12 protein-coding genes are annotated in these 19,870 nt (G+C 73.5%); 7 read left to right on the top strand and 5 right to left on the bottom strand.

The window, feature by feature from the left end:
* The first annotated feature begins 89 nt into the window (after positions 1-89).
* The 5 genes from ACH4K4_RS24420 to ACH4K4_RS24440 are packed head-to-tail and all read left to right on the top strand — an operon-like array spanning position 90 to position 14,025.
* Positions 90-6,335, top strand: coding sequence for an amino acid adenylation domain-containing protein (locus ACH4K4_RS24420; RefSeq protein ID WP_398170042.1), 6,246 nt, complete (start codon positions 90-92; stop codon positions 6,333-6,335).
* A gap of 42 nt (positions 6,336-6,377) precedes the next feature.
* Entirely contained in the window at positions 6,378-12,035 is a 5,658-nt protein-coding gene (locus tag ACH4K4_RS24425; protein ID WP_398170043.1) for a condensation domain-containing protein, read from the top strand.
* Positions 12,032-13,030, top strand: coding sequence for a 3-oxoacyl-[acyl-carrier-protein] synthase III C-terminal domain-containing protein (locus ACH4K4_RS24430; protein WP_398170045.1), 999 nt, complete (start codon positions 12,032-12,034; stop codon positions 13,028-13,030). Before ACH4K4_RS24425 ends, ACH4K4_RS24430 begins: the two co-directional genes overlap by 4 nt.
* 32 nt (positions 13,031-13,062) lie before the next feature.
* Positions 13,063-13,653: a TetR/AcrR family transcriptional regulator gene (locus ACH4K4_RS24435; RefSeq protein WP_398170046.1), complete on the top strand. Its 591-nt coding sequence runs from the start codon at positions 13,063-13,065 to the stop codon at positions 13,651-13,653.
* A gap of 3 nt (positions 13,654-13,656) precedes the next feature.
* Positions 13,657-14,025 (top strand): DoxX family protein, encoded by a 369-nt coding sequence (locus ACH4K4_RS24440; RefSeq protein ID WP_398170047.1) that lies wholly within the window; start codon positions 13,657-13,659, stop codon positions 14,023-14,025.
* A gap of 9 nt (positions 14,026-14,034) precedes the next feature.
* Here ACH4K4_RS24440 and ACH4K4_RS24445 read toward each other — a convergent pair whose 3' ends face one another.
* Positions 14,035-14,946 (bottom strand): ANTAR domain-containing protein, encoded by a 912-nt coding sequence (locus tag ACH4K4_RS24445; RefSeq protein ID WP_398170049.1) that lies wholly within the window; start codon positions 14,944-14,946, stop codon positions 14,035-14,037.
* A gap of 221 nt (positions 14,947-15,167) precedes the next feature.
* Positions 15,168-16,235, bottom strand: a complete 1,068-nt coding sequence (locus ACH4K4_RS24450; protein ID WP_398170051.1) for a type I phosphomannose isomerase catalytic subunit — start codon at positions 16,233-16,235, stop codon at positions 15,168-15,170.
* Between the two features lie 213 nt (positions 16,236-16,448).
* On the opposite strand from ACH4K4_RS24450, the gene ACH4K4_RS24455 reads away from it, so the two are divergent.
* The gene (locus ACH4K4_RS24455) at positions 16,449-16,622 is read left to right on the top strand and encodes a CsbD family protein (RefSeq protein ID WP_398170052.1); all 174 of its coding nucleotides are present in this window, start codon (positions 16,449-16,451) and stop codon (positions 16,620-16,622) included.
* Between the two features lie 123 nt (positions 16,623-16,745).
* Here the strand turns inward: ACH4K4_RS24455 and ACH4K4_RS24460 are convergent, their stop codons facing one another.
* On the bottom strand, positions 16,746-17,132 hold the full coding sequence (locus ACH4K4_RS24460; protein ID WP_398170053.1) for a VOC family protein: 387 nt from the start codon (positions 17,130-17,132) through the stop codon (positions 16,746-16,748).
* A 185-nt stretch (positions 17,133-17,317) separates the two neighbouring features.
* Here ACH4K4_RS24460 and ACH4K4_RS24465 point away from each other — a divergent pair, with 185 nt between their 5' ends.
* Positions 17,318-17,485 carry a hypothetical protein gene (locus ACH4K4_RS24465; RefSeq protein ID WP_398170055.1) on the top strand — a complete coding sequence of 56 codons (168 nt, stop codon included), beginning with the start codon at positions 17,318-17,320 and terminating at the stop codon, positions 17,483-17,485.
* A gap of 291 nt (positions 17,486-17,776) precedes the next feature.
* Here the strand turns inward: ACH4K4_RS24465 and ACH4K4_RS24470 are convergent, their stop codons facing one another.
* On the bottom strand, positions 17,777-18,193 hold the full coding sequence (locus ACH4K4_RS24470; RefSeq protein ID WP_398170057.1) for an SRPBCC family protein: 417 nt from the start codon (positions 18,191-18,193) through the stop codon (positions 17,777-17,779).
* A gap of 55 nt (positions 18,194-18,248) precedes the next feature.
* The gene (locus tag ACH4K4_RS24475; protein ID WP_398170058.1) at positions 18,249-19,619 is read right to left on the bottom strand and encodes a hypothetical protein; all 1,371 of its coding nucleotides are present in this window, start codon (positions 19,617-19,619) and stop codon (positions 18,249-18,251) included.
* Between the last annotated feature and the right edge of the window lie 251 nt (positions 19,620-19,870).

Consider the following 19,870-nt stretch of genomic DNA (forward strand, 5'->3'; position numbering starts at 1 on the left):
GTTGGACGACCCCGCTCGCGGCGCGGTGCCGGATAACATGGCCGTGCCGTGATGCTGTTCGAGCATTGAGCGGAGCGGGGGCCGCGTACATGCGAAAGCCCGGATTAACCGATGTCTGGCCGCTGACGGCCATGCAAATGGGTATGTTCTATCACGCGGGTTACGATCCGCAGGCAACCGACGTCTACCGCAGCCAGACGGTTCTGGATTTCGAGGGACCGGTCGACCTCTCTTTGCTGCGGTCCGCTTTCCAGCAGGTGACGCGCAGGCACGCACCCTTGCGGGCGGGCTTCCGTACGCTGGAATCCGGGGAGACCGTGCAGTTCGTGCTGCGCGAGGTGGAAATCCCGTGGACGGAAATCGACCTCACCGGAGCGGACGAAGCCGAATTGCAGCGGCTGCTGGACCGGGAATGGCTGCGCCGCTTCGATCTCGGCGCGGCGCCGCTGGCGCGAATCCTGGTGATCCGGCTGGCGGCGGACCGGCACCGGGTCGTGCTGGCGCTGCACCATATTCTCTGCGACGGCTGGTCGGTCGCCATTCTCCTGGACGAATGGGTGACGTTGTACAAACACGCGGGCGACGACGTTTCCCTGCCGCCCGTGACGCCGTATTCCACCTATGTTTCCTGGCTGGGCGACCGGGACCGGGACGCCGCCGTCGCGGCCTGGCGGCAGGCGCTCGCGGGGGCGCGGCCCACCTTGATCGCGCCGGGTGAGCCGGCCCGCACGCCCACGGATCCCGCCGGGGTCCCGGTCACCCTCGCCGAGTCGTCGGCCGCCGGGCTGGAGCGGCGGGCGCGCGCCCTCGGCGTGACCGTGAGCACCCTGGTGCGCGGCGCGTGGGGCATCCTGCTCGGCCGGCTGACCGGCCGCGACGACGTGGTGTTCGGCGCGACGACGTCCGGCCGGCCACCGGACGTCCCAGGCATCGAGAACATGGTCGGAATGTTCATCAACACCCTTCCCGTACGGGCCCGCTGGGACGAGCGGGAGCCGGTGGCGGGCTTCCTCCGGCGGCTGTTCGACGAGCAGGCCGCGCTCCTCGCCCACGAACACCTGGGCCTGCCGGAACTGCACCGGCTCACCGGAGAACCGGCCCTGTTCGACACGCTGATGGTCTACCAGAACTACCCGCTGGGCACGTCCGCCGCCGACCTCGGCAACGGGACCAGGGTCAATCAGTCCACCGGCCGGGCCGCGGCCCACTACCCCCTGGTCCTCAACGCGGAGCCCGGCGACTTCCGGCTGACCTACCGCACCGACCTGTTCGGCAGGACCGCGGCCGAGGCGCTGGCGGGCCGCCTGGCGCGGGTACTGGACCAGCTCGCGGCCGACGCCGCCCCGCGGGTGGGGGACATCGACCCCCTGCTGGACGGCGAACGGGACCGGCTGACGTCCGGGGTGAACCTGGGCCCGCGCGGCGCGGCGCGAGAGACGGTGACCGGCGCGTTCGCGCGGGTGGTGGAGAACTTCCGGGACCGGACGGCGGTCGTGTGCGGGGACACCGGCCTGACGTACGGAGAGCTGGGCGGCCGGGCGGACGCCGTCGCCCGCTTCCTGCGGTCCCGGGGGGTGGGGGAGGGGGACCGGGTGGCGGTGACGCTTGCCCGGTCCCTCGAACTTCCGGCGGTGCTGCTGGGGGTCGTCAAGGCCGGGGCGGCGTACGTGCCGGTCGACCCGGGCGGCCCGGCGGAGCGGACCAAGCTGCTGACCGGGAACGCCGCCCCGGTCTTCGAGGTGACCGCGGCCGTCGTGCGGGACGCCCTGTCCGGCGCGGCCCCGGAAGCGGAGCCCGTGCCGGTCCGGCCGGCGCCGGACTCGGTGTTCTGCGTGATGTACACCTCGGGTTCCACCGGGGTGCCGAAGGGGGTGACGGTGACCCACGGCGGCGTCGCCGCGCTGGCGGCGGACCCCTGCTGGGGCGGCTGCGCCACCGGCCGGATGCTCTTGCAGTCACCGCATACCTTCGACGCCTCCCTGCTGGAACTCTGGGTGCCGCTGCTGAACGGCGGCTGCGTCGTCGTGGCCCCCGAGGGCGTCCCCGACTCCGACCTGGTGACGTCTCTGGTCGCCGAGGCGGGCCTGACCTCCGTGCACCTGACGGCCGGCCTGTTCCGCGTGCTGGCGCAGGAGACCCCGGACTGTTTCGCGGGCCTGCGGCACGTACTGACCGGCGGTGACGTGGTGCCCGCCGAAGCGGTGGCGCACGTCGCCCGCGCCTGCCCGGACGTGGAGATCCGCCATCTGTACGGGCCCACCGAGACCACCATGTGCGCGACCGTCCACGTCCTGCCCGCGGGCGCGGCCCCACCGGACCCGCTGCCGCTGGGCGCCCCGCGCGCCGGTGCCGCCCTGTACGTCCTGGACGAGCTGCTGCGGCCGGTGCCCACCGGCGTACCCGGCGAGCTCTACATCTCCGGCCCCGGTGTCGCGCACGGTTACCTGAACAGGCCCGCGCTCACCGCCGAACGGTTCGTCGCCTGCCCTTACGGCGGGCGCATGTACCGCACCGGCGACCTCGTCCGCTGGAACGACGACGGGCTCCCGGAATTCCTCGGCCGCACCGACGACCAGGTCAAGATCCGCGGCTACCGCGTCGAACCGGACGAGACCGCCGCCGTCCTGGCGCGCTGCCCTGACCTCGCGCAGGCGACGGTGCTCGTACAGGAGGACACGCCGGGCCACAAGCGGCTCGTCGCGTACGTCGTGCCCGCGCTCCCGGGGGCGCCGGTGGCCGAGGCCGCCCGGCGGTTCGCCGCGGAACACCTGCCGGAGTACCTGCGGCCCGCGGCGACCGTCGTCATGGAACGGCTCCCGCTGACGCCGAACGGCAAGGTCGACCGGGCCGCGCTACCCGCCACGGGACCGGCGCCCGCGGCCCCCGGCGACCAGGAACTCACGCCGCAGGAGGAGCTCCTCTGCTCGCTGTTCGCCCAGGTGCTGGAGGCGCCCGGGGTCCGTGCCGACGACAGCTTCGTCCGGCTCGGCGGCGATTCCCTGCTCGCGACCCGGCTGGCGAGCCGTATCCGGTCGGTGCTGGGCGTCGAGGTGTCCAACCGGATGCTGTTCGAGTGCCCGACCCCGGCACTGCTGGCCCGGCGGCTGGACCGGCTCGGCGCGGCCCGCCCGCCGGTCGTCCCGGCGGCCGAGCGGCCGGCGCCGCTGCCGATGTCGTCCGTGCAGCAGCGAATGTGGTTCCTCGACCGGCTGGAGGGCCCGGACAGCGTCAACAACATCCAGCTCTGCCTGCGGCTGAGCGGCGACCTGGACACGGCGGCGCTGGCGGCCGCCTGGGGCGACACGGTCGGGCGGCACGAGACGCTGCGAACGGTGTACGGGGAGTCGGACGGCGTCCCCTACCAGCGGGTGCTGGCAAGGACCACCGTACGGATGCCGACGGTGCGGGTGCGCGAGGACGGACTCGCCGCGGCGCTCACCGCCGAGGCGGGCCGGGGCTTCGACCTGGAGGCGGCGCCGCCCTGGCGCGCCACCCTGTTCGCGACCCGGCCCGGCGAACACGTGCTGCTCGTGGTACTGCACCACATCACCGCCGACGGCTGGACGCTCGGTGTCCTGGCCAAGGACCTGGCGGCCGCGTACACCGCACGCGCCGGGGGGCGCGCACCCGACTGGGCGCCCCTGCCCGCCCAGTACGCGGACTTCACCCTCTGGCAGCGGGACCTGCTGGCGGACGAGGAGGACCCGGAGAGCCTGTTCGGCAGCCAACTGGCCTACTGGCGGCGGGCCCTCGCGGGCCTGCCGGGCGAACTGGCTCTGCCCGCCGACCGCCCGCGCCCGGCGGTCGCGAGCCACCGGGGCCGGATGCTGGCGACACGTACCCGGCCTGGGACGCACCGGCGGCTGCTGGAAACCGCCCGGGAGTGCGGCGCGACCATGTCGATGCTGACGCAGGCGGCGGCCGCGGTGCTCTGCTCCCGGCTGGGCGCGGGCGACGACATCCCGTTCGGCGCGCCGGTCGCGGGCCGCGTCGACGAGGCCCTCGACGACCTGGCGGGCTGCTTCCTGAACACGCTGGTGCTCCGTACGGACGTGAGCGGCAACCCCACGTTCGCCGGGCTGCTCCGGCGGGTCCGCGAAGCCGACCTGGCCGCCTACGCCCACCAGGACCTGCCGTTCGACCGCCTGGTGGAAGTGCTCAACCCCGACCGCTCGCTGTCCCGGCAGTCGGTGTTCCAAGTCGGGTTCGCCTTCCAGAACACACCCGATACCGCGTTCTCCTTCCCCGGGCTGACCACCGGGTACGAGCCGCTCGGCATCTCCTCGACGCGGTTCGACCTGTCCTTCCTGATACGGGAGCTGCACGATCCCGACGGCGCCCCGGCGGGCCTCGCCTGCCACCTGGAGTACGCCACTGACCTGTTCGACGAGGACACGGCACGAGCCGTGGCCGACCGCCTGGTGCGCGTGCTGGAACAGGTCGCGGACGACCCGGAGGTACGGCTCGGCGACATCGACGTACTGGCAGAGTCCGAGCGGTCCCTGCTGCTGCACGAGTGGAACGGCGCCACGCGGCCGCTGCCCGAGGGCACGTTGGCGGACCTGTTCCGGGCACGGGCGGCACAGGCGCCGGACGCCGTGGCGCTGCGCTGCGGCCCCGAAGCCGTGTCGTACGCCGAACTGGACGCCCGCACCAACCGGTTGGCGCGGTACCTGGCCGGGCTCGGGGTGGGCCCGGAGAGCCGGGTGGGGCTGTGCCTGCCGCGCGGGACGGACATGGTCGCGGGGATACTGGCCGTGTGGAAGGCCGGCGGCGCGTTCGTGCCGCTGGACCCCGAGTACCCCGCGGACCGGCTCGCCTTCATGGTTGCCGACAGCGGCGCGGCCATCGTCCTGAGCACGTCGGAGGCGTCGGCCGGGCTGCCGCGGGACCCGGCGCTCGTGGTGGCGCTGGACGAGGTGGCGGAGGCCGTGGCCGCCGAGTCCGCCGCACCGCCGCGACGGCGCCCGGTGCCGGGCCAGTTGGCGTACGTGATCTACACGTCCGGCTCGACCGGCAGGCCCAAGGGCGTGGCGGTACCGCACCTGGGCGTGGTGAACCTGGCCGAGGCGCTGCGGCCGGTGCTGGGCGCGGGCGGGGGTGTGGTGGGCCTGCAGTTCGCGTCGTTCGGATTCGACGCGTCGGTGCTGGACGTGGCGGTCGCGCTGGCCGCCGGCGGCACCCTGGCGATCGCCACGACCGAGGAACGCGCCGATCCGAAGGTGCTGGAGGAGATGGTCCGAGCCCGCGGCGTGAGCGCGGTGTCCCTGGTCCCGTCGCTGCTGAGCGCGCTGGGCCCGGCGGCCCTGCCCGGCGTACGCAACCTGGTCCTGGGCGGCGAGCTGCTGACCGCGGACCTGGCGAGCCGGTGGGCCGGGCGGACGCGGCTGTGGAACACCTACGGCCCCACCGAGGCGAGCGTGGTCACCACGACAGGGCGGGTGGAGCCGGACATCGGACCGGGCGACCAGGCGCCGCCGATCGGCCGCCCCGTCGCCAACGTCCGGATCTTCGTACTCGACGGCTTCCTGCGGCCGGCCCCGGTGGGGGTGACGGGCGAGCTGTACATCGCGGGCCCCGGCCTGGCCCGCGGCTACGCCAACCAACCGGGTCCGACCGCGGAACGGTTCGTGGCCTGCCCGTTCGCCCCGGGTGAGCGGATGTACCGGACGGGCGACCGCGCCCGCTGGACCGCCGGGGGACGGCTGTACTTCGAGGGCCGCACCGACGACCAGGTCAAGGTCCGCGGGTTCCGGGTCGAGCCGGGCGAGGTCGAGGCGGTGCTCGCCGCGCACCCGGCGGTCGCCCAGGCCGTGGTGGCCGCCCGCGAGGACGGCGCCGGCGACCGGCAGCTGGTCGGCTACGTCGTCCCGGGCGGGCGGCACGACGGCGCCGGCGCCCCGGACCCGCGGCTTCTGCGCGACCACGTGGCCCGGGTCCTGCCCGCCCACCTGGTCCCGTCCGTGATCGTGCCCCTCGCGGAGCTTCCGCTGACCTCGAACGGCAAGGTCGACCGGGCGGCCCTGCCCGCCCCCGGCCGCGCGCGCCCGCCGGCCGACCGCGGCCCGCGCACCGCGACCGAGGCCGCCGTCCACCGGATCTGGCGCCAGGTGCTGGGGCACGCGGGGTTCGGCATGCGCGAGAAGTTCTTCGACGCGGGCGGCACCTCGCTGAAGCTGATGACCGTACGCAGCGAACTCGCCCGGTACTGCGGCCACGCTCTGCCGGTCGCCCTGTTCTTCGAACACTCGACCATCGAGGCGATGGCGGAGACGGTCGACCGGCGCCTGCCGGCCACCGCCACCGCCGCCGCCGACCACAGTTACGAGCTGTAGCCCGGGGCCGGCCCCGGACGGCGGCGGAATCGGAGAAGACGGATGAGGACGGGCGACGTCGCGATCATCGGGGCCGCCGGGATCTTTCCCGACGCGGCGGCCCTGGAGACCTTCCACGACAACCTGCGCACGGGCCGGGACAGCGTCGGCAAGCCGGGCCCCGAGCGGCTCCCGGCCGGCGACGACCCCGGCGAACGGTATGTCTCCATGGGCTACCTGGACCGTGTCGACCTCTTCGACCACGAGCTCTTCGGCATCCCGCGGCGCGAGGCCGAACTGCTGGACCCGCACCAGCGGCTGCTGTTGCAGCTCACCCACCAGGCCATCGAGTCCGCCGGGTACGCCCCTGCCGCGCTCCGCGGCTCGGCCGCCTCCGTACTGCTCGCCTCCGTGGACACGGGTCCCGGCGAGGCGGCGGACGCCGACCGGGACGTGGAGCAGATGCTCGGCACCTCGTCGGCCGCGCTCGCCGCCCGCCTCAGCTACCTCTTCGATCTCCGGGGCCCCGCCCTGGTGGTCGACACCGCGTGCAGCAGCGGGCTCACCGCGCTGAGCCTCGCGGTCCGGCAGCTGCGCCACGGTGAAGCGCCGCTGGCGATCGTCGGCGGCGTCAACGTCCTGCCCCCGCCGGTCCGGCGGGCCGACTGGGTCCCGCTGCCGGGGCTGGAGTCGAGCGACGAGCGGTGCCGCCCCTTCGACGCCGACGCCAACGGCATGACCGCGGGGGAGGGCGGCGGCGTCGTCGTGCTGAAGCCGCTGTCCGAGGCGGTCGCCGACGGCGACCACGTGCTGGCCGTGCTGAAGGGCGTCGCCGTCAACCACAACGGCTACCGCGCGGCCGGCATGGCGGCGCCGAGCCAGGCGGCCCAGGCGGACGTACTGACCGAGGCCTGGCGGGACGGCGAGGTCGCGGCCGAGACGATCGGCTACGTCGAGTGCCACGGCTCGGGCACGCCGCTCGGCGACGTCGTCGAGGTGGACGCGCTGCGCCGGGCGTTCGCCGGCGCGGGCGTGGCCGGGCCGCAGTGCGCCATCGGCTCGGTCAAGGCCAACATCGGGCACCTCGGCAACGCGGCCGGCATCGCCGGCCTGTTCAAGGTCATGGCGGCGCTCCGGTACGGCACCCACTACCCGGCCGTCAACTTCACCTCCCCCAACCCGCTGATCGACTTCGGCGGGCCGGTGTACGTGAACGACGAGCCGCGGCCCTGGCAGCCGGACGCGCCCGCGCGGCGGCGCGCCGGGCTGAGCAGCTGGGGCATGACCGGCACCAACGTGCACGCCGTACTGGAACAAGCCCCCGACGCGCCCCCGGCGGAGACCGCAGCGCCGGAAGCGGAACTGGTCACGGTGTCGGCCAGGTCGGCCGGCGCCCTGGACCGCTACCGCACCCGGCTGGCGGACTTCGCCGAGCACACCGACCAGCCCCTGCGGGCCGTAGCGCACGTGCTGAACCGGGGCCGCGACGACCATCCGTACCGGCTCGCGGTGACCGCCGGGACGACCGGCGAACTGGCCGCGCGGCTGCGGACGGCGGCCGTACCGGCGGCTCCGGCGCCCGACGCGCCGCGACCCGTCCTGCTGTTCTCCGGGGACGCGCTCCTGGACGACGCGGCGTGGGCGCGGCTGTGCGCGCAGTTCCCCGTGCCCGCCGCGTGCGCGGAACTCGACGCCGCGACAGCGGACCGGGCCGGCCGCACCGTGGTACGGCAGTACGCCCTGCACCGCGTGGCGGAGTCGCTGGGACTGACGGACGCCGCCCTGATCGGCTCCGGAGCGGGCAACCTGGCCGTCCGCGCCGTACGGGGCAAGCTCACGCTCGCCGACGCCGTCGCCGAGGCGGTCCGGCAGCAGCCGGACGCGGCACCCGACCGGGCGCGGCTGGAGACGGTGGTGGCCGGGCTCGCCCGCGACGGCGCCCTGTTCGCGGAACTCGCCGCGGACGGCGTGCTCGCGCGCGAGATCGGCGCGGCGCTCCCCGGACGAACCGTGGTGGACTTGGCGGGGGACGGGTCCAGGAGCGATGTCCTGGCAGGCCTCGGCCGGCTGTACGCGCTCGGCGCCACCCTCGACTGGGAACGCCGCTACCGCGACGCCGGCGTCCCGCGCATCGAGGCACCGACGTACCCGTTCGAACCCACCCGGTGCCGCTTCGGCCGCCCCCGTACCGAACGGCCCGCCCCGGCCCCCGGCCCCAGTGCACCGGTCACCGCGGCGCCCGGCCTCGCGGAGATCGAACGGCGCGTCGCCGAGGTGTGGGCGGACCTGCTCGACCAGCCCGGCACCGGCCCCGACTCCGACTACTTCATGCTCGGCGGCACCTCGCTCGTGGGCGTCGGACTGCTCCGCCGCCTCCACCTGGACTTCGGCGTGGAGGTCACCTTCGCCGACCTCTACGCCCACCCCACGGTCCGCGCCCTCGCCGGACGGCTGCACGCCCTCACCGAGGAAGCGGGGCAGGCCGGAGAAGCCGGGGAGGCGGGGGCGGACGCCACCGCGCCCGCCGACCGGCCGATCCCGCTGGCCGGGCGCGACGGCCCGCTGCCGCTCTCGTTCGGCCAGGAACCCCTGTGGTACCTCGACCAGGTCAACCCGGGCAGCCCGCTCTACAACGTCCCCGCGCAACTGCACCTGACCGGCCCGCTGGACCCGGCCGCCCTCCAGGACGCGCTGGCCGACATGGCAGGGCGGCACGAGGTGCTGCGCAGCGTCTTCCTGACCGACGACGACAGCGCACCGTACGTGGCGTTCACCGCCCCCGAACCGCTCATGGCCGTCATGGACGTCAGCCGGATACCCGAGGAGCAGCGCGGCCACCGGATCCGCGCCCTCATCGGGGACGCGGTCGCCCAGCCCTTCGACCTCACGTGCGACACCCTGCTGCGGGTGCTCCTGATCAAGCGGGCCGAAGACGACCACATCCTGGTCCTGACCTATCACCACACCGTCTTCGACGGCGGCTCCACCGCTCTGTTCGCCCGCGACCTCGCCGAGTTCTACCGGGCACGGAGCACCGGCACCGAGGCCAGGCTGCCCGAACTGCCCGTCCAGTACCAGGACTACGCGGCCTGGCAGCGCTCCCTGCCGGCCGGCCGGCGGTGGCAGCGCAGCCTGGAATTTTGGCGCGCGGAACTCGACGGGCTGGACCGCGGGGAGCTGCCGCTGGACCGCCCCCGCCCGGAAGTCCAGTCGTACGAGGGCGAAGTGCTCCCCTTCCTCATCGACGCCGCCACCGCGGGACAGGTACGCCGGTACAGCCGCCGGCACGGCGTCACGACCTTCGTCACCATGCTCGCCGCCCTCGACGCGCTGGTCCACCTGTGGTCGGGGCGGCGCGACATCGTCATCGGCGTCGCCACGTCCGGACGGGTGCACCCCGACGTCCAGGACCTCGTCGGCTACTTCAACAACCTCCCGCCGTTCCGCACCGGCACCACCGCCGACCTGTCCTTCGACGCGCTGGTCCGCCGGTGCGCGAACACCGTCGCGGGAGTCCTGGACCACGAGGAGATCCCGGTCAGCCGGATCGTCTCGGCGAGCGGCGCCCGGCGCGACCTGGCCCGGCACCCGCTGTACGACGTGACGTACACCTACCAGAACGTGCCGCAGTACGAAGGCGGCCTGGCCGGCGTGCGGATCTCCCGCTACGCCGACACCGACGTCGGCGGCGTGGTGCCGGGCACCGCGAAGTTCGACCTGTCCTTCGGCATCGTGGACGCCGGGGACGGGCCGATGACCGGCGAACTCGGCTACGCGACCGCGCTGTTCGACCGCGCCACCGCCGAGCGTCTCGTACGGTGGTTCCCCGCCCTGGTCGCGGCGGCGATGGCCGAACCCGGCAGCACGATCGGGGAACTGGGCGCCCCCGGCAGGCAAGCGGCACGCCCGGGGAAGGAGGCGCCCGCTCCCGCCGCCGTGGCAACGCCCGCCGCGCCGGACGCACCGCCGGCGGCAGCCCGCGACGCGCAGGCGATCCTGCGCGGGCTGTTCGCCGAGCTGATCGGCACGGACGCGGTCGGCGCCGACGACGACTTCTTCACCGTCGGCGGGGACTCGGTCACGTCGATCCAGCTGGTGGCCCGCGCCCGCCGGGCCGGCGTGACGATCTCGCAGCGCGACGTCTTCGAGCACCGGACGGCCGCGGCGATCGCGGCGGCGGCCGGTGCCCGGTCCGTGCCCCCGCCCCCGGCCGCCGACGCCGGGACGGACCGCCGGATCCCGCTCACCCCGGTGATGCGGGAGTTTGCCGAACGCTCGGGCATGCCGGGCCGGTTCACCCAGTCGGCGGCCCTTGCCGTGCCCGCGGGGCTGGACCACACCACGCTGACGGCCGCCTTCCAGGCGGTACTGGACCGGCACGTCATGCTCAGGGCCCGGCTCACGGGTGACGCCGGCACCGATCCGGCCACCTGGTCGCTGACGCTGCCGGAGGGCGCGCCGGACGGTACGGGCGCCGAGGTCCGCCGGGTGGACGCGGCGGGGCTGGGCGACCGGGAGCTGGCCGGTCTCGCCGAGCGGGAGAGCAGGGCGGCGGCCGGGCGGCTCGACCCCCGCGCCGGCGTCACCACCCAACTCGTCCTGCTGGACCGGGGGACGGCCGAGGAGGGCAGGCTGCTGTTCGTCGTCCACCACCTCGTGGTCGACGTCCTGTCCTGGAAGGTGCTGCTGCGCGACCTGGAAGCCGCGTACACGGCACTCGCCGACGGACGGCCCGCGGCACTCCCGCCCGTACCGACCTCTTTCGGGCAGTGGGCACGGGCCCTGGCGGCGTCCGCCGGCACCCCCTCCTGCCGGGCCGAACTCCCGGTCTGGGAGAAGATCCTCGCACCCGGCGAGCCGCCGCTCGGCGGGCGGCCCCTCGACCCGGACCGCGACACCCCGGCGAACGCCGTACAGGTGTCCGCGACGCTGCCGCCCCCGGTGACCGCCGGGCTGCTGACGGACGTGCCGGCGGCCTTCTACTCCGGCACCGGCGACCTCCTGCTGGTCACCCTGGCCGCGGCGGTGGCCGAATGGCGGGCGGCGCGCGGCACCGGCCCGGGCCCTGTGGTGGTCGAGGTGGAGGGCCACGGCCGCGAGCCGCTCACCGAGGACATGGACCTGTCCCGTACGGTCGGCTGGTTCACCTGCGCGTACCCGGTACGGCTGGACCCCGGCCCGGCCGACACGGGCGGCATACGGGCCGGCGGGCCCGCCGCGGGGCGCCTCGTCAAGCAGATCAAGGAACAGCTCGGCGCCGTACCCGGCAACGGCCTGGGCTACGGCGTCCTGCGCCACCTCGACCCCGCCGCCGGCCCCGCGCTGGCCGCGCTGCCCACCGCGTCCATCGGGTTCAACTACGTGGGCGGGCTGGTCGGCGGCGGCCCCGGCCGCAACGGCACGTCAGCGGACGGCTGGCGGCTGCTCGGCCTGGGTGGCGAGACGACCGAGGACATGGCCTTCGGCCACATCCTGGAGACGACGGGGTCGGTCCTGCACGGTCCGGACGGGCCGGAACTGCACCTGTCCCTGTGGTGCTCGCGCCACCTGATCGACGAGAGCGCGCTGCGCGAACTGTGCGAGGGCTGGGCGGCGCTGCTGACGGGGCTGGCGGGGTACGCGGGCCGGCCGGACGCGGGCGGGCACGTCCCCTCCGACTTCCCGCTGGTCACGCTCAGCCAGCAGCAGATCGAACAGCTGGAAGCGGGGATCGGGGAATGAACATCGCCCTGCGCGCCACCGCCACCCACCTGCCGGGCCGGACGGCCCTGGCCGACCTGCCCGAACTGGCCGCGCTGCCCGCCCGGGAGCGGGCGGCGTGCCTGGGCCTCGGCATCGAGCGGGTGGCCGTCGGCGCCGGCCTGTCCGCGGTGGACCTGGCGGCCCGCGCCGGGCGGCAGGTGCTCGCCGCCACCGGGCTGGCCCCCGACCGGCTGGCCGGCCTGATCATGATCGAGCCGCGGGCGCCGGAGGCGTTCTCCACCTCGGAGGCGACCCGGCTGCAGCAGCTCGTCGGCGCGGACCGGGCCTGGGCGTTCTCGGTCGGCGGCCTGGGGTGCGCCTCGGTGGTGCCCGCCCTGCTGGCCGCCGCCGGGCAGCTGGCCACCGATCCGTCCGCGGCCGACATCCTGGTCGTGCACGGCAGCAAGCCGGTGGCGGCCCGCCGCTACCGGCACCCGGTGACCGTCAACGGCGACAGCGGTCAGGCGGTCCTGGTGTCCAGGGACGGGCCGCTGCGCGTCCGGGACATCCTGCTGGAGACCAGCGGCACGTACTGGGACCTGTTCCGGGTCGACTACCGCGGCCGGGAACCGGACCGGTGGCGCGAGGAGTGCACCGACATCCCCACCTACGCCTTCCGGCTCGCGGTGGAGTCCAGGAAGCGGATCGCGGGGCTGACCCGGCGGCTGCTGGAGCGCAACGGCGTCGACCGGGACGCGGTCTCCTGCTACGTCGGGCAGAACCTGTCGACCGCCGCCCTGCGGATCGTCGCCGAGTCGCTGGACGTCAAACTCTCCGACGCCTGCGCCGACAACCTCCGCGACAACGGCCACCTCGGCCCCAACGACGCCCTGCTCAACCTCGCCACCGCCGTGGACCGCGGCCAGCTCCCCGAAGGCGGGCTGGCCGTGGTCCTCAACATGAGCCCGGCGGCGGCGTGGAGCGCGATGCTCGTCGAACACGGCACGGCGGAGGGCGGGGCGGTCTGTCTCTAGCGTGCCGCGGCTGCACGCCCTATAGTCTGAACATGTTCGCTGAACGTGTTCAGTCAACTCGCGCTGAACAGAAACGACGCACCACCGCCCGCGTCACCGAGGCCGCCGCACGGCTCTTCCGGGAGCACGGCTTCTCCGGCACGACCGTGCGGCAGATCGCCGCGGAGGCAGGCGTCTCCGTGGGCGCGGTCATGGCGGTGGGGGACAAGGAGTCCCTGCTGAGCCTGGTCTACGACGAGGCCATCGCCGCCCGCATCCCCGCGCCGCCCGCGGCGGGGTCCACGACGTCCGCGGTCGGCTACCTGTCCCGGTACTTCGCCCCGTTCCTCGACCTGTTCGCCGACAACGAGGAACTGGCGCGCGCGTACTTCCGCGCCCTGTCCCGGGGCCGCCCCGAGAACGCGGCCCTCGGCGGGCTGCGCACGCTGACCGAGAGCTACCTCACCGCCGCGATGGTCAACGCCGGGATGCCGGACGACCGCGCCAGGCTCGGCGCGCAGGTGATGTTCGCCGGCTACCTGGGGGAACTGATGCTGCTCGCCGCGGGAACCACCGACTTCCGTCAGGCCGCGACCAGGATCCGGCAGACCGCCGAATTCGTCACCGCGCAAGAAAGGTCATGACCGATGACTCTCTCCGAACTCCCGTCCCCGGTCTGGCCTATCCTGGTCCTGCTCGCGATCCAGGCCGGCGACGCCTTGATGACGACCCGCCCGCCGAAGTTCATAGTCGACTGCCTGGAAGGCGTACGGTTCCCGCGCGACTGGTGGTGGGTGCTGACCACCGTCAAGGCGGCCTCCGTCGCGGGGCTCGCCGTCGGGCTTTGGGTGCCCGGCGTCGCCATGACGACCACCGCGGCGATCGTCGTCTACTTCCTCGCGGCCACCGCGGCCCACCTCCGCGCCAAAGCCCTGAACTCCACGTTCTGGATCAACTGCCTCGGCATGCTGCTGCTGTCCCTGGCCGTGCTCGTGGTGAGCTTCGTGCGCTGGTGACGACGGGGCCTAATCCGGCAGCCGCCGGGCCCGGCCGGCGCGCAGGGCCGAGCCCGCGCGGTGGAGGTCTTCCAAGGCGTCCAGCAGGATCGTGCGCTCATGCCATTCGAGCCACCGGCCCGCCTGCGCGGCCATCCCGTCCAGGGCCGTTGCCTGCGCGCGCGTCAAGGGCTGCTTGCGGCGCGGCAGATGGAGGGAGAAGACACCGACGGTACGGCCCGACGCGGCGACCATCGGCATGCTGTGCGCGGTGCGGCTGCCGACGGAGAGGATCATCTCCCGGGCCGGTTCGGTGAACACCGGATCGGTGGCGATGTCGGCCATGACGCGCTCCCGGTGCCGGGCGGCCTTGGAGCAGGCGGTGTTGTCCGCGTCGACCAGGGCGAAGAAGTCCCGGAACTCCTGGCTGAGCCCGTAGTGGTGCTCCATCCGCAGCCCCGCCGACGGCTCGGCCGACTGGAGGTCGCCCATCTCCGCGTCGGCGCACGCCAACGCCTGGTGCAGCACCCGCTTCAGCACCGTACTGCGGTTGACCTTGTCCGGCCGGTGACCGGGCAGGAACCGCAGCGCGGGAGCCGTGCGGCCCTTACGGGACGGGAACCACGGCCCCCGCTCGTCGTCGGGCCGGGGGACGGACACCACACCGGACGCCAGGACCCGCAGCTTCAGGTTGTGCCGTTGCGAACTGCGCTTCATCAGCTCGAACGCCGTCTGCGCGTCCGGCAGCAGATAGCGCTCCTGGAGGATGCCCTGCGCCTGGGAGATCAGCGGGTGCGCCAGCAGCTTGCCCCGCAGGTCCCGCACCTCCCGGCGGAGCCGGTCGAGTTCCTCCTCCCGGGCGTCCCGCGCGCCGCCTCGGTCCGACCCGGTGGCCTGCTGCTCGTTCCGCCCTGCCGGCGGCGAGTCCGCTGGTTCGTGCATGCTTTCCTCTCGACGTCCCGCAGAGTGAACCTAACCCATCCCCGAAGACGAACCGCAGGCCACTGCCACCGGAAACGGTGAGGGCACCATCACATCCCGCGCGGCGCTCCCCGCGTACGGGACGCCGGGGCCGGCCCGAGCCCGGGACCGCTTCAGCCGACCGCTTCACCGGAAACCATCGGCCGTGTCAGCTCGGTCCGGGACCCTGGAGCGCCCGGCCGCTATTCCAGCCCTTCCCCGAGGGCGGCGATCGCGGCGGCGTCGTGGCCCGCGGCGAGCAGCGGGGCGCGGACGTCGCGCTCCAGGTCCGGCAGGTAGCCGAGGAGCACGTCGGCGGGCCCGTGGACGCGGATGCCGCCGAGGGCGGCGGCCGGCAGCAGGAGGGTCTCGGCCGGGCCCAGGGTCTCCCGCACCGCCCCGCAGGTCACGTCCGTGCCGGCGCCGATGTTGCTGAGCACCACGCAGGTGTCGAACGCGGGTACGGCCGACCCCGGCGCCCGCACCCGCCAGTTCTCCAGCGCGAAGTACGGCCCGGCACACAGCATCCGCCGCTCCGCGCCGTTCTCCGGCGGCATCCGCAGACCGGAATGGAAGTCCGGGCGGTGTTCGGGCCGCCACTGGCGCAGCAGCGCCTCGACGTTGGCGTGCCACTCGGCGTCGTCGATCGGGGCACCGTCCTCCATGCGGTGGCGCATCGCGTGGTGCTGGAGGTCGGAGGTCTGCTCGATCTCGTACACGAGAGTGCCGGGACCGAAGGAGTGCGGCGTACCTCCCGGCACGTACAGGGTCTGGCCGGGGCGTACGGGCAGCCGCCGCAGCACGGCGTCGAAGTCCTGGTCGAGCAGCGCCTGCCGCAGCCGGTCGCGGTCCACGCCTGGCCGTACGCCGGCCAGGGCGGTGGTGCCCGGCGGGGCGTGCAGGATGTGCCAGGCCTCGGTCTTGCCGTTCGGCTCGCCCTCCTCGTCGCGGGCGGCCCTGTCGTCGGGGTGCAGATGGACCGGGAGGGGCCGGCGGGCGTCGATGAACTTGGTCAGCAGCGGGAACCGGGGGCCGCGCCAGCCGCGGCCGACCAGCTCGTCGGGGTGGTCCAGAGCCAGCTGCCGCAGCGTGTGGCCGGCCAGGGAGCCGTTCATCACGTGGGCGGCCTCGCCCTCGACGTCACTGACTTCCCACGTCTCCGCCACCGGACCGCCGGGCAGCGCGGTCCGGCCGAGCCGCTCGGTAATGTCCCGGCCGCCGAACACATGCTGCTTGACCGGGGTGGTCAACCGCATCGGGTACCAGTTCATCGTCCGAGTACACCCCTGTTCCGTGCCGGTCCGGATTCATTACTCCGACCACTGGCGCGCCCCGCGAGCGGGCGATGGGCCGGCGAATAGCGGGTGCCCTGCGGTACGGGCCCCGAATCGCGCGGCGAATGCCGTGCACCGGTTTAAGGTCCGGGTGCACGGGCACGCGACCGACTGTCAAGGAAACGGCTCGAACAGCAAAGGAGCGCGACCATGACTGCCGATAAGAAGCCTTCCACGAAGATCGACCGCGCCAAGGGCGCGGTGAAGGAAACCGTGGGCCGCGCGGTCGGCAATGAACAGATGACGGCAGAAGGCCGCGCGGAACGCGCCAAGGGCGATATGCGCGAGGCGGGCCAGAAGGCCAAGGACGCTTTCAAGCGGTGACGTCCCGGACGTAATCCGGCAATGTCCGCGGCGTCGTCTCCGGCGTAGGCGAAGTGCGCACTCCGGGGTTCCGGGCAATGGCCCGGCGGTTTTTCCGCCGGGCCATTGCTCTGGGCGTCTGCTTTAGGCGTCGGCGTCCTGCGGGTACCAGCGCAGTTCGACCGTGTTGCCGTCCGGGTCCAGTACGTAGAGGGACTGTCCGTCGCCGCGGGCGCCGTAGCGCGGGCCGGGGCCGTCGGTGACCGTGAAGACGCCGGAGTCGACGACCTGCTGCCAGTCCAGCGGTTCGACGACCAGGCAGATGTGGTCGACGTTGGACTCGCCGCGCTCTCCTTCGAGGAGGTCGATGATCGTCTCCGGGCTCACGCGGACGGAGGGGAACGGGACCTTGCCCGCCCGCCACTCCTCGGCGCGCACCGGTTCGAGGCCGAGCCGGCCGCAGTAGAAGGCGAGGGCACGCTCGGCGTCCGCGACGGTGAGGACCAGGTGGTCGAAGGCGATGACACGCATGGGTTCTGTCTTTCTCCTGGTGCGTACGGCGGGTTGCTGACAGCGGTCCGTGCCGGACGATGCCGGACCATTGAACCAGTGCTTTACACCAGCCTCTCAGACAACAGGCGCCACTCCAAGGCCGGTTGGCAGGCCAACGGCTCGGCCGCGTCCACAAGGCAAGGCCAGAGGCAGGACACAGCGATATGGCGAAGAACCGCGCCGTGCGGCACAGAGGGCGCACGCTGGTGCTCGCGGCGGCCGCCGACGGCCCGGACCGCAAGCAGCTCATAGCCGACTGCGCCTCCGGCGAAGGCAAGTGCAGCTTCAACGAACCGGTCCTCGGCAAGGCGTACCTGGGTGACTTCCGGTAGGCGTCCAACTCGCTCTACAACTGCACCACTTCTCCGGCCACCCAGTCGATGGGCTGGTCGGACACGGTGGGCTCGACCGACTCGGCCGGCGTCTCGGTCACCGCGGGCGGGAAGCTCGCGGGCATCATCGACGCGCGGTCGTCGTCAAGGCCAGGAAGATGACGGCCTCGGAGAAGGCGTCGTGCTCCGCCGGCGCGCACAAGGGCGAGACCTTCCAGCTGAAGCGCTGACCGGCGCCGCGCAAGGGCACCGTGTCCGGCTGTGGACACGGTGCCCATACGCGTACGTGTGTCAGCCGGCGGCCCCGTCGTCGATGCGCAGCCGTACCAGCTCGTCCAGACGCTCCAGACTGCGGTCCAGCTCGGCTTCCACCGAGTCCTTGCCGGGGTCGTGCTCCTCGTCGAAGAAGGACAGGTGCACCGTCACCTCGCTGGCGCCGCTGCCGATACCGGAGACCTGGAGCCAGCCGGCGTAGCTGCCGCTGTCCCTGGTGCCCCACTCCAGCCGCATCTGCTCCCGCTGGGCGCGGAACAGGGCGGCGGCGTCCTCGCCCGTACGGTCCTCGTGCACGGTCACGGCCGGCAGCTCCTGCGCCTGGACGTGCAGGTCGCGCGGCAGCCAGGTGTCGAGCTGGCCGACGTTGCCCGCCTGGTCGAACACATGCTCAGGAAGCGCGGGCATCGTGCGGGAACGTTCGTATTCGCTCATGCCATACCAATCCTCGGTCGGAGCCTTCCACCGTTCTCGGTACCCCCCCGGCGCGTCAGTCGTCGAGCGGCACGTTGTAGACGACGCGTCCGTTCAGCTCGGGGTGGGGGCGGACGTAGTTGCGGTACGGGGATTCGTTCGCGACCCAGAGCTGGTCGGTGGAGGGCCAGTAGGAGAGGTTCTCGGCGGCCGCCGGCGTGCGGCTCCACACGCTGACGGGGCCGCCGGAGTCACCGCGGTACAGGCAGTACGGCTCGCCGAACCGCCGGCGGGCGTCCGGGCACATCGCGGTGAAGTAGAACCGTTCCTCCAGCTGGACCACGCCCTGCGGGCCGGCCAGCGGCACGCGGTAGCCGGCGCGGGCGCGCACCAGGCCGTTGCGGTCGCTGTTCAGCAGCGAGGTCGACGGGTTGAGCGGCCACCGCACGACCCGGGAACTGGGCGAGCTGGTCTCGACGGTCACCAGGGACGGCGCGTGCGACGAGCCGTGGTCGATGGACGCGCCGCTGAAGCACGGCGTCTCGCTCGGACTGCTACCGCACCCGTTGCGGCCGACGAAGGTGTACTTGGCGACCTGCGGCAGCGCGGCCTCCTGCCAGTTGGCGCTCACCGCGCCGCGGCGCACCCCCACGTGCCCGGTGGACCTGTTCGTGGCCCACAGGTGCCGCACGTCGAAGACGCGCAGGCGCTCGCTGCTGTAGAGGAACAGGTAGGGGCCGTACCAGGACAGCGTGTCGCCGTGTCCCTTCAGGGCGGTGAAACCACCGCCGTTGCTCCGCGGAATGACGAGCAGGGCGCTGCGGTAGCGCGGGCGCCCGCTGTCGGTGACGTCCGTGAAGGACACCTTCATGAACTGGTCGATCTGCTTGGCGCCGCGCCAGGGGCGGTTGTTGCGGTTGCGCGGCGCGCTCGGGTGGCTGTAGCTGGACGCCCAGCTCGCCGCGACGATGCGCCGCCCCTGCCAGCGGCCCGAACGCGGCTCGGCCTCGCCCGAACCCGTCAGCCCCTGCGGGACGTAATCCCACCCGAGGTCGTCCGCCGACCTGCGCTGCCAGCAGAAGCCGTCGGCGCCGCTGAGCGGCACCCTGGTCGGGCAGTGCGACAGCCGGACGGCGTGCCGCGGCCCGTTGCCCAGCCAGGACGTCAGGCCGACGGGACGCAGCGCCGGGTGGCGCCGCTCGTTGGCGAGCACCCGCCCGCGGTCCGAACCGTCGTAACGGAGCCGGAAGCCCTGGTGGCCGATGGGTGTGATGATCCCCCTGGACCTGCCGCCCGGCATCGCGCTCTGCGGGCGCTGCTCGTGGCGGAAGGCGCGCTGCTCACCCTCGTGGGAGTAGCGGAGCGAGTCCGCGGCGGCGGCCGACGGCGGCTCCTGTGACGTTGCCGCCGGGGCGCCGACCGTGAGGGCGGCCGCCAGGGAACCCACGGCGGCCACAAATGCCGTACACCGAGAAAACTTCAATTCTACCAGCCACTCTTTCGGCACCTCCGTACCCGGAATGGCCGCGCACGGCGGCGCGCCGGCGCGTGGCGGGGTGCGGGAGGCGCAGAGTCACGGGGCTCCCCGATTGGCAGCTCCCTGATTCACAGGAATGGAGAATGGCACTGCCCGGCGGCCATATAGGAGTACATCAGCGTCAACAGGCTGGTACTTCACTCGGTTGAGGGATCCGGAGC

Origin of the sequence: Streptomyces sp. NPDC017529, assembly GCF_044329785.1 — a bacterium.
Taxonomy (GTDB): Bacteria; Actinomycetota; Actinomycetes; order Streptomycetales; family Streptomycetaceae; genus Streptomyces.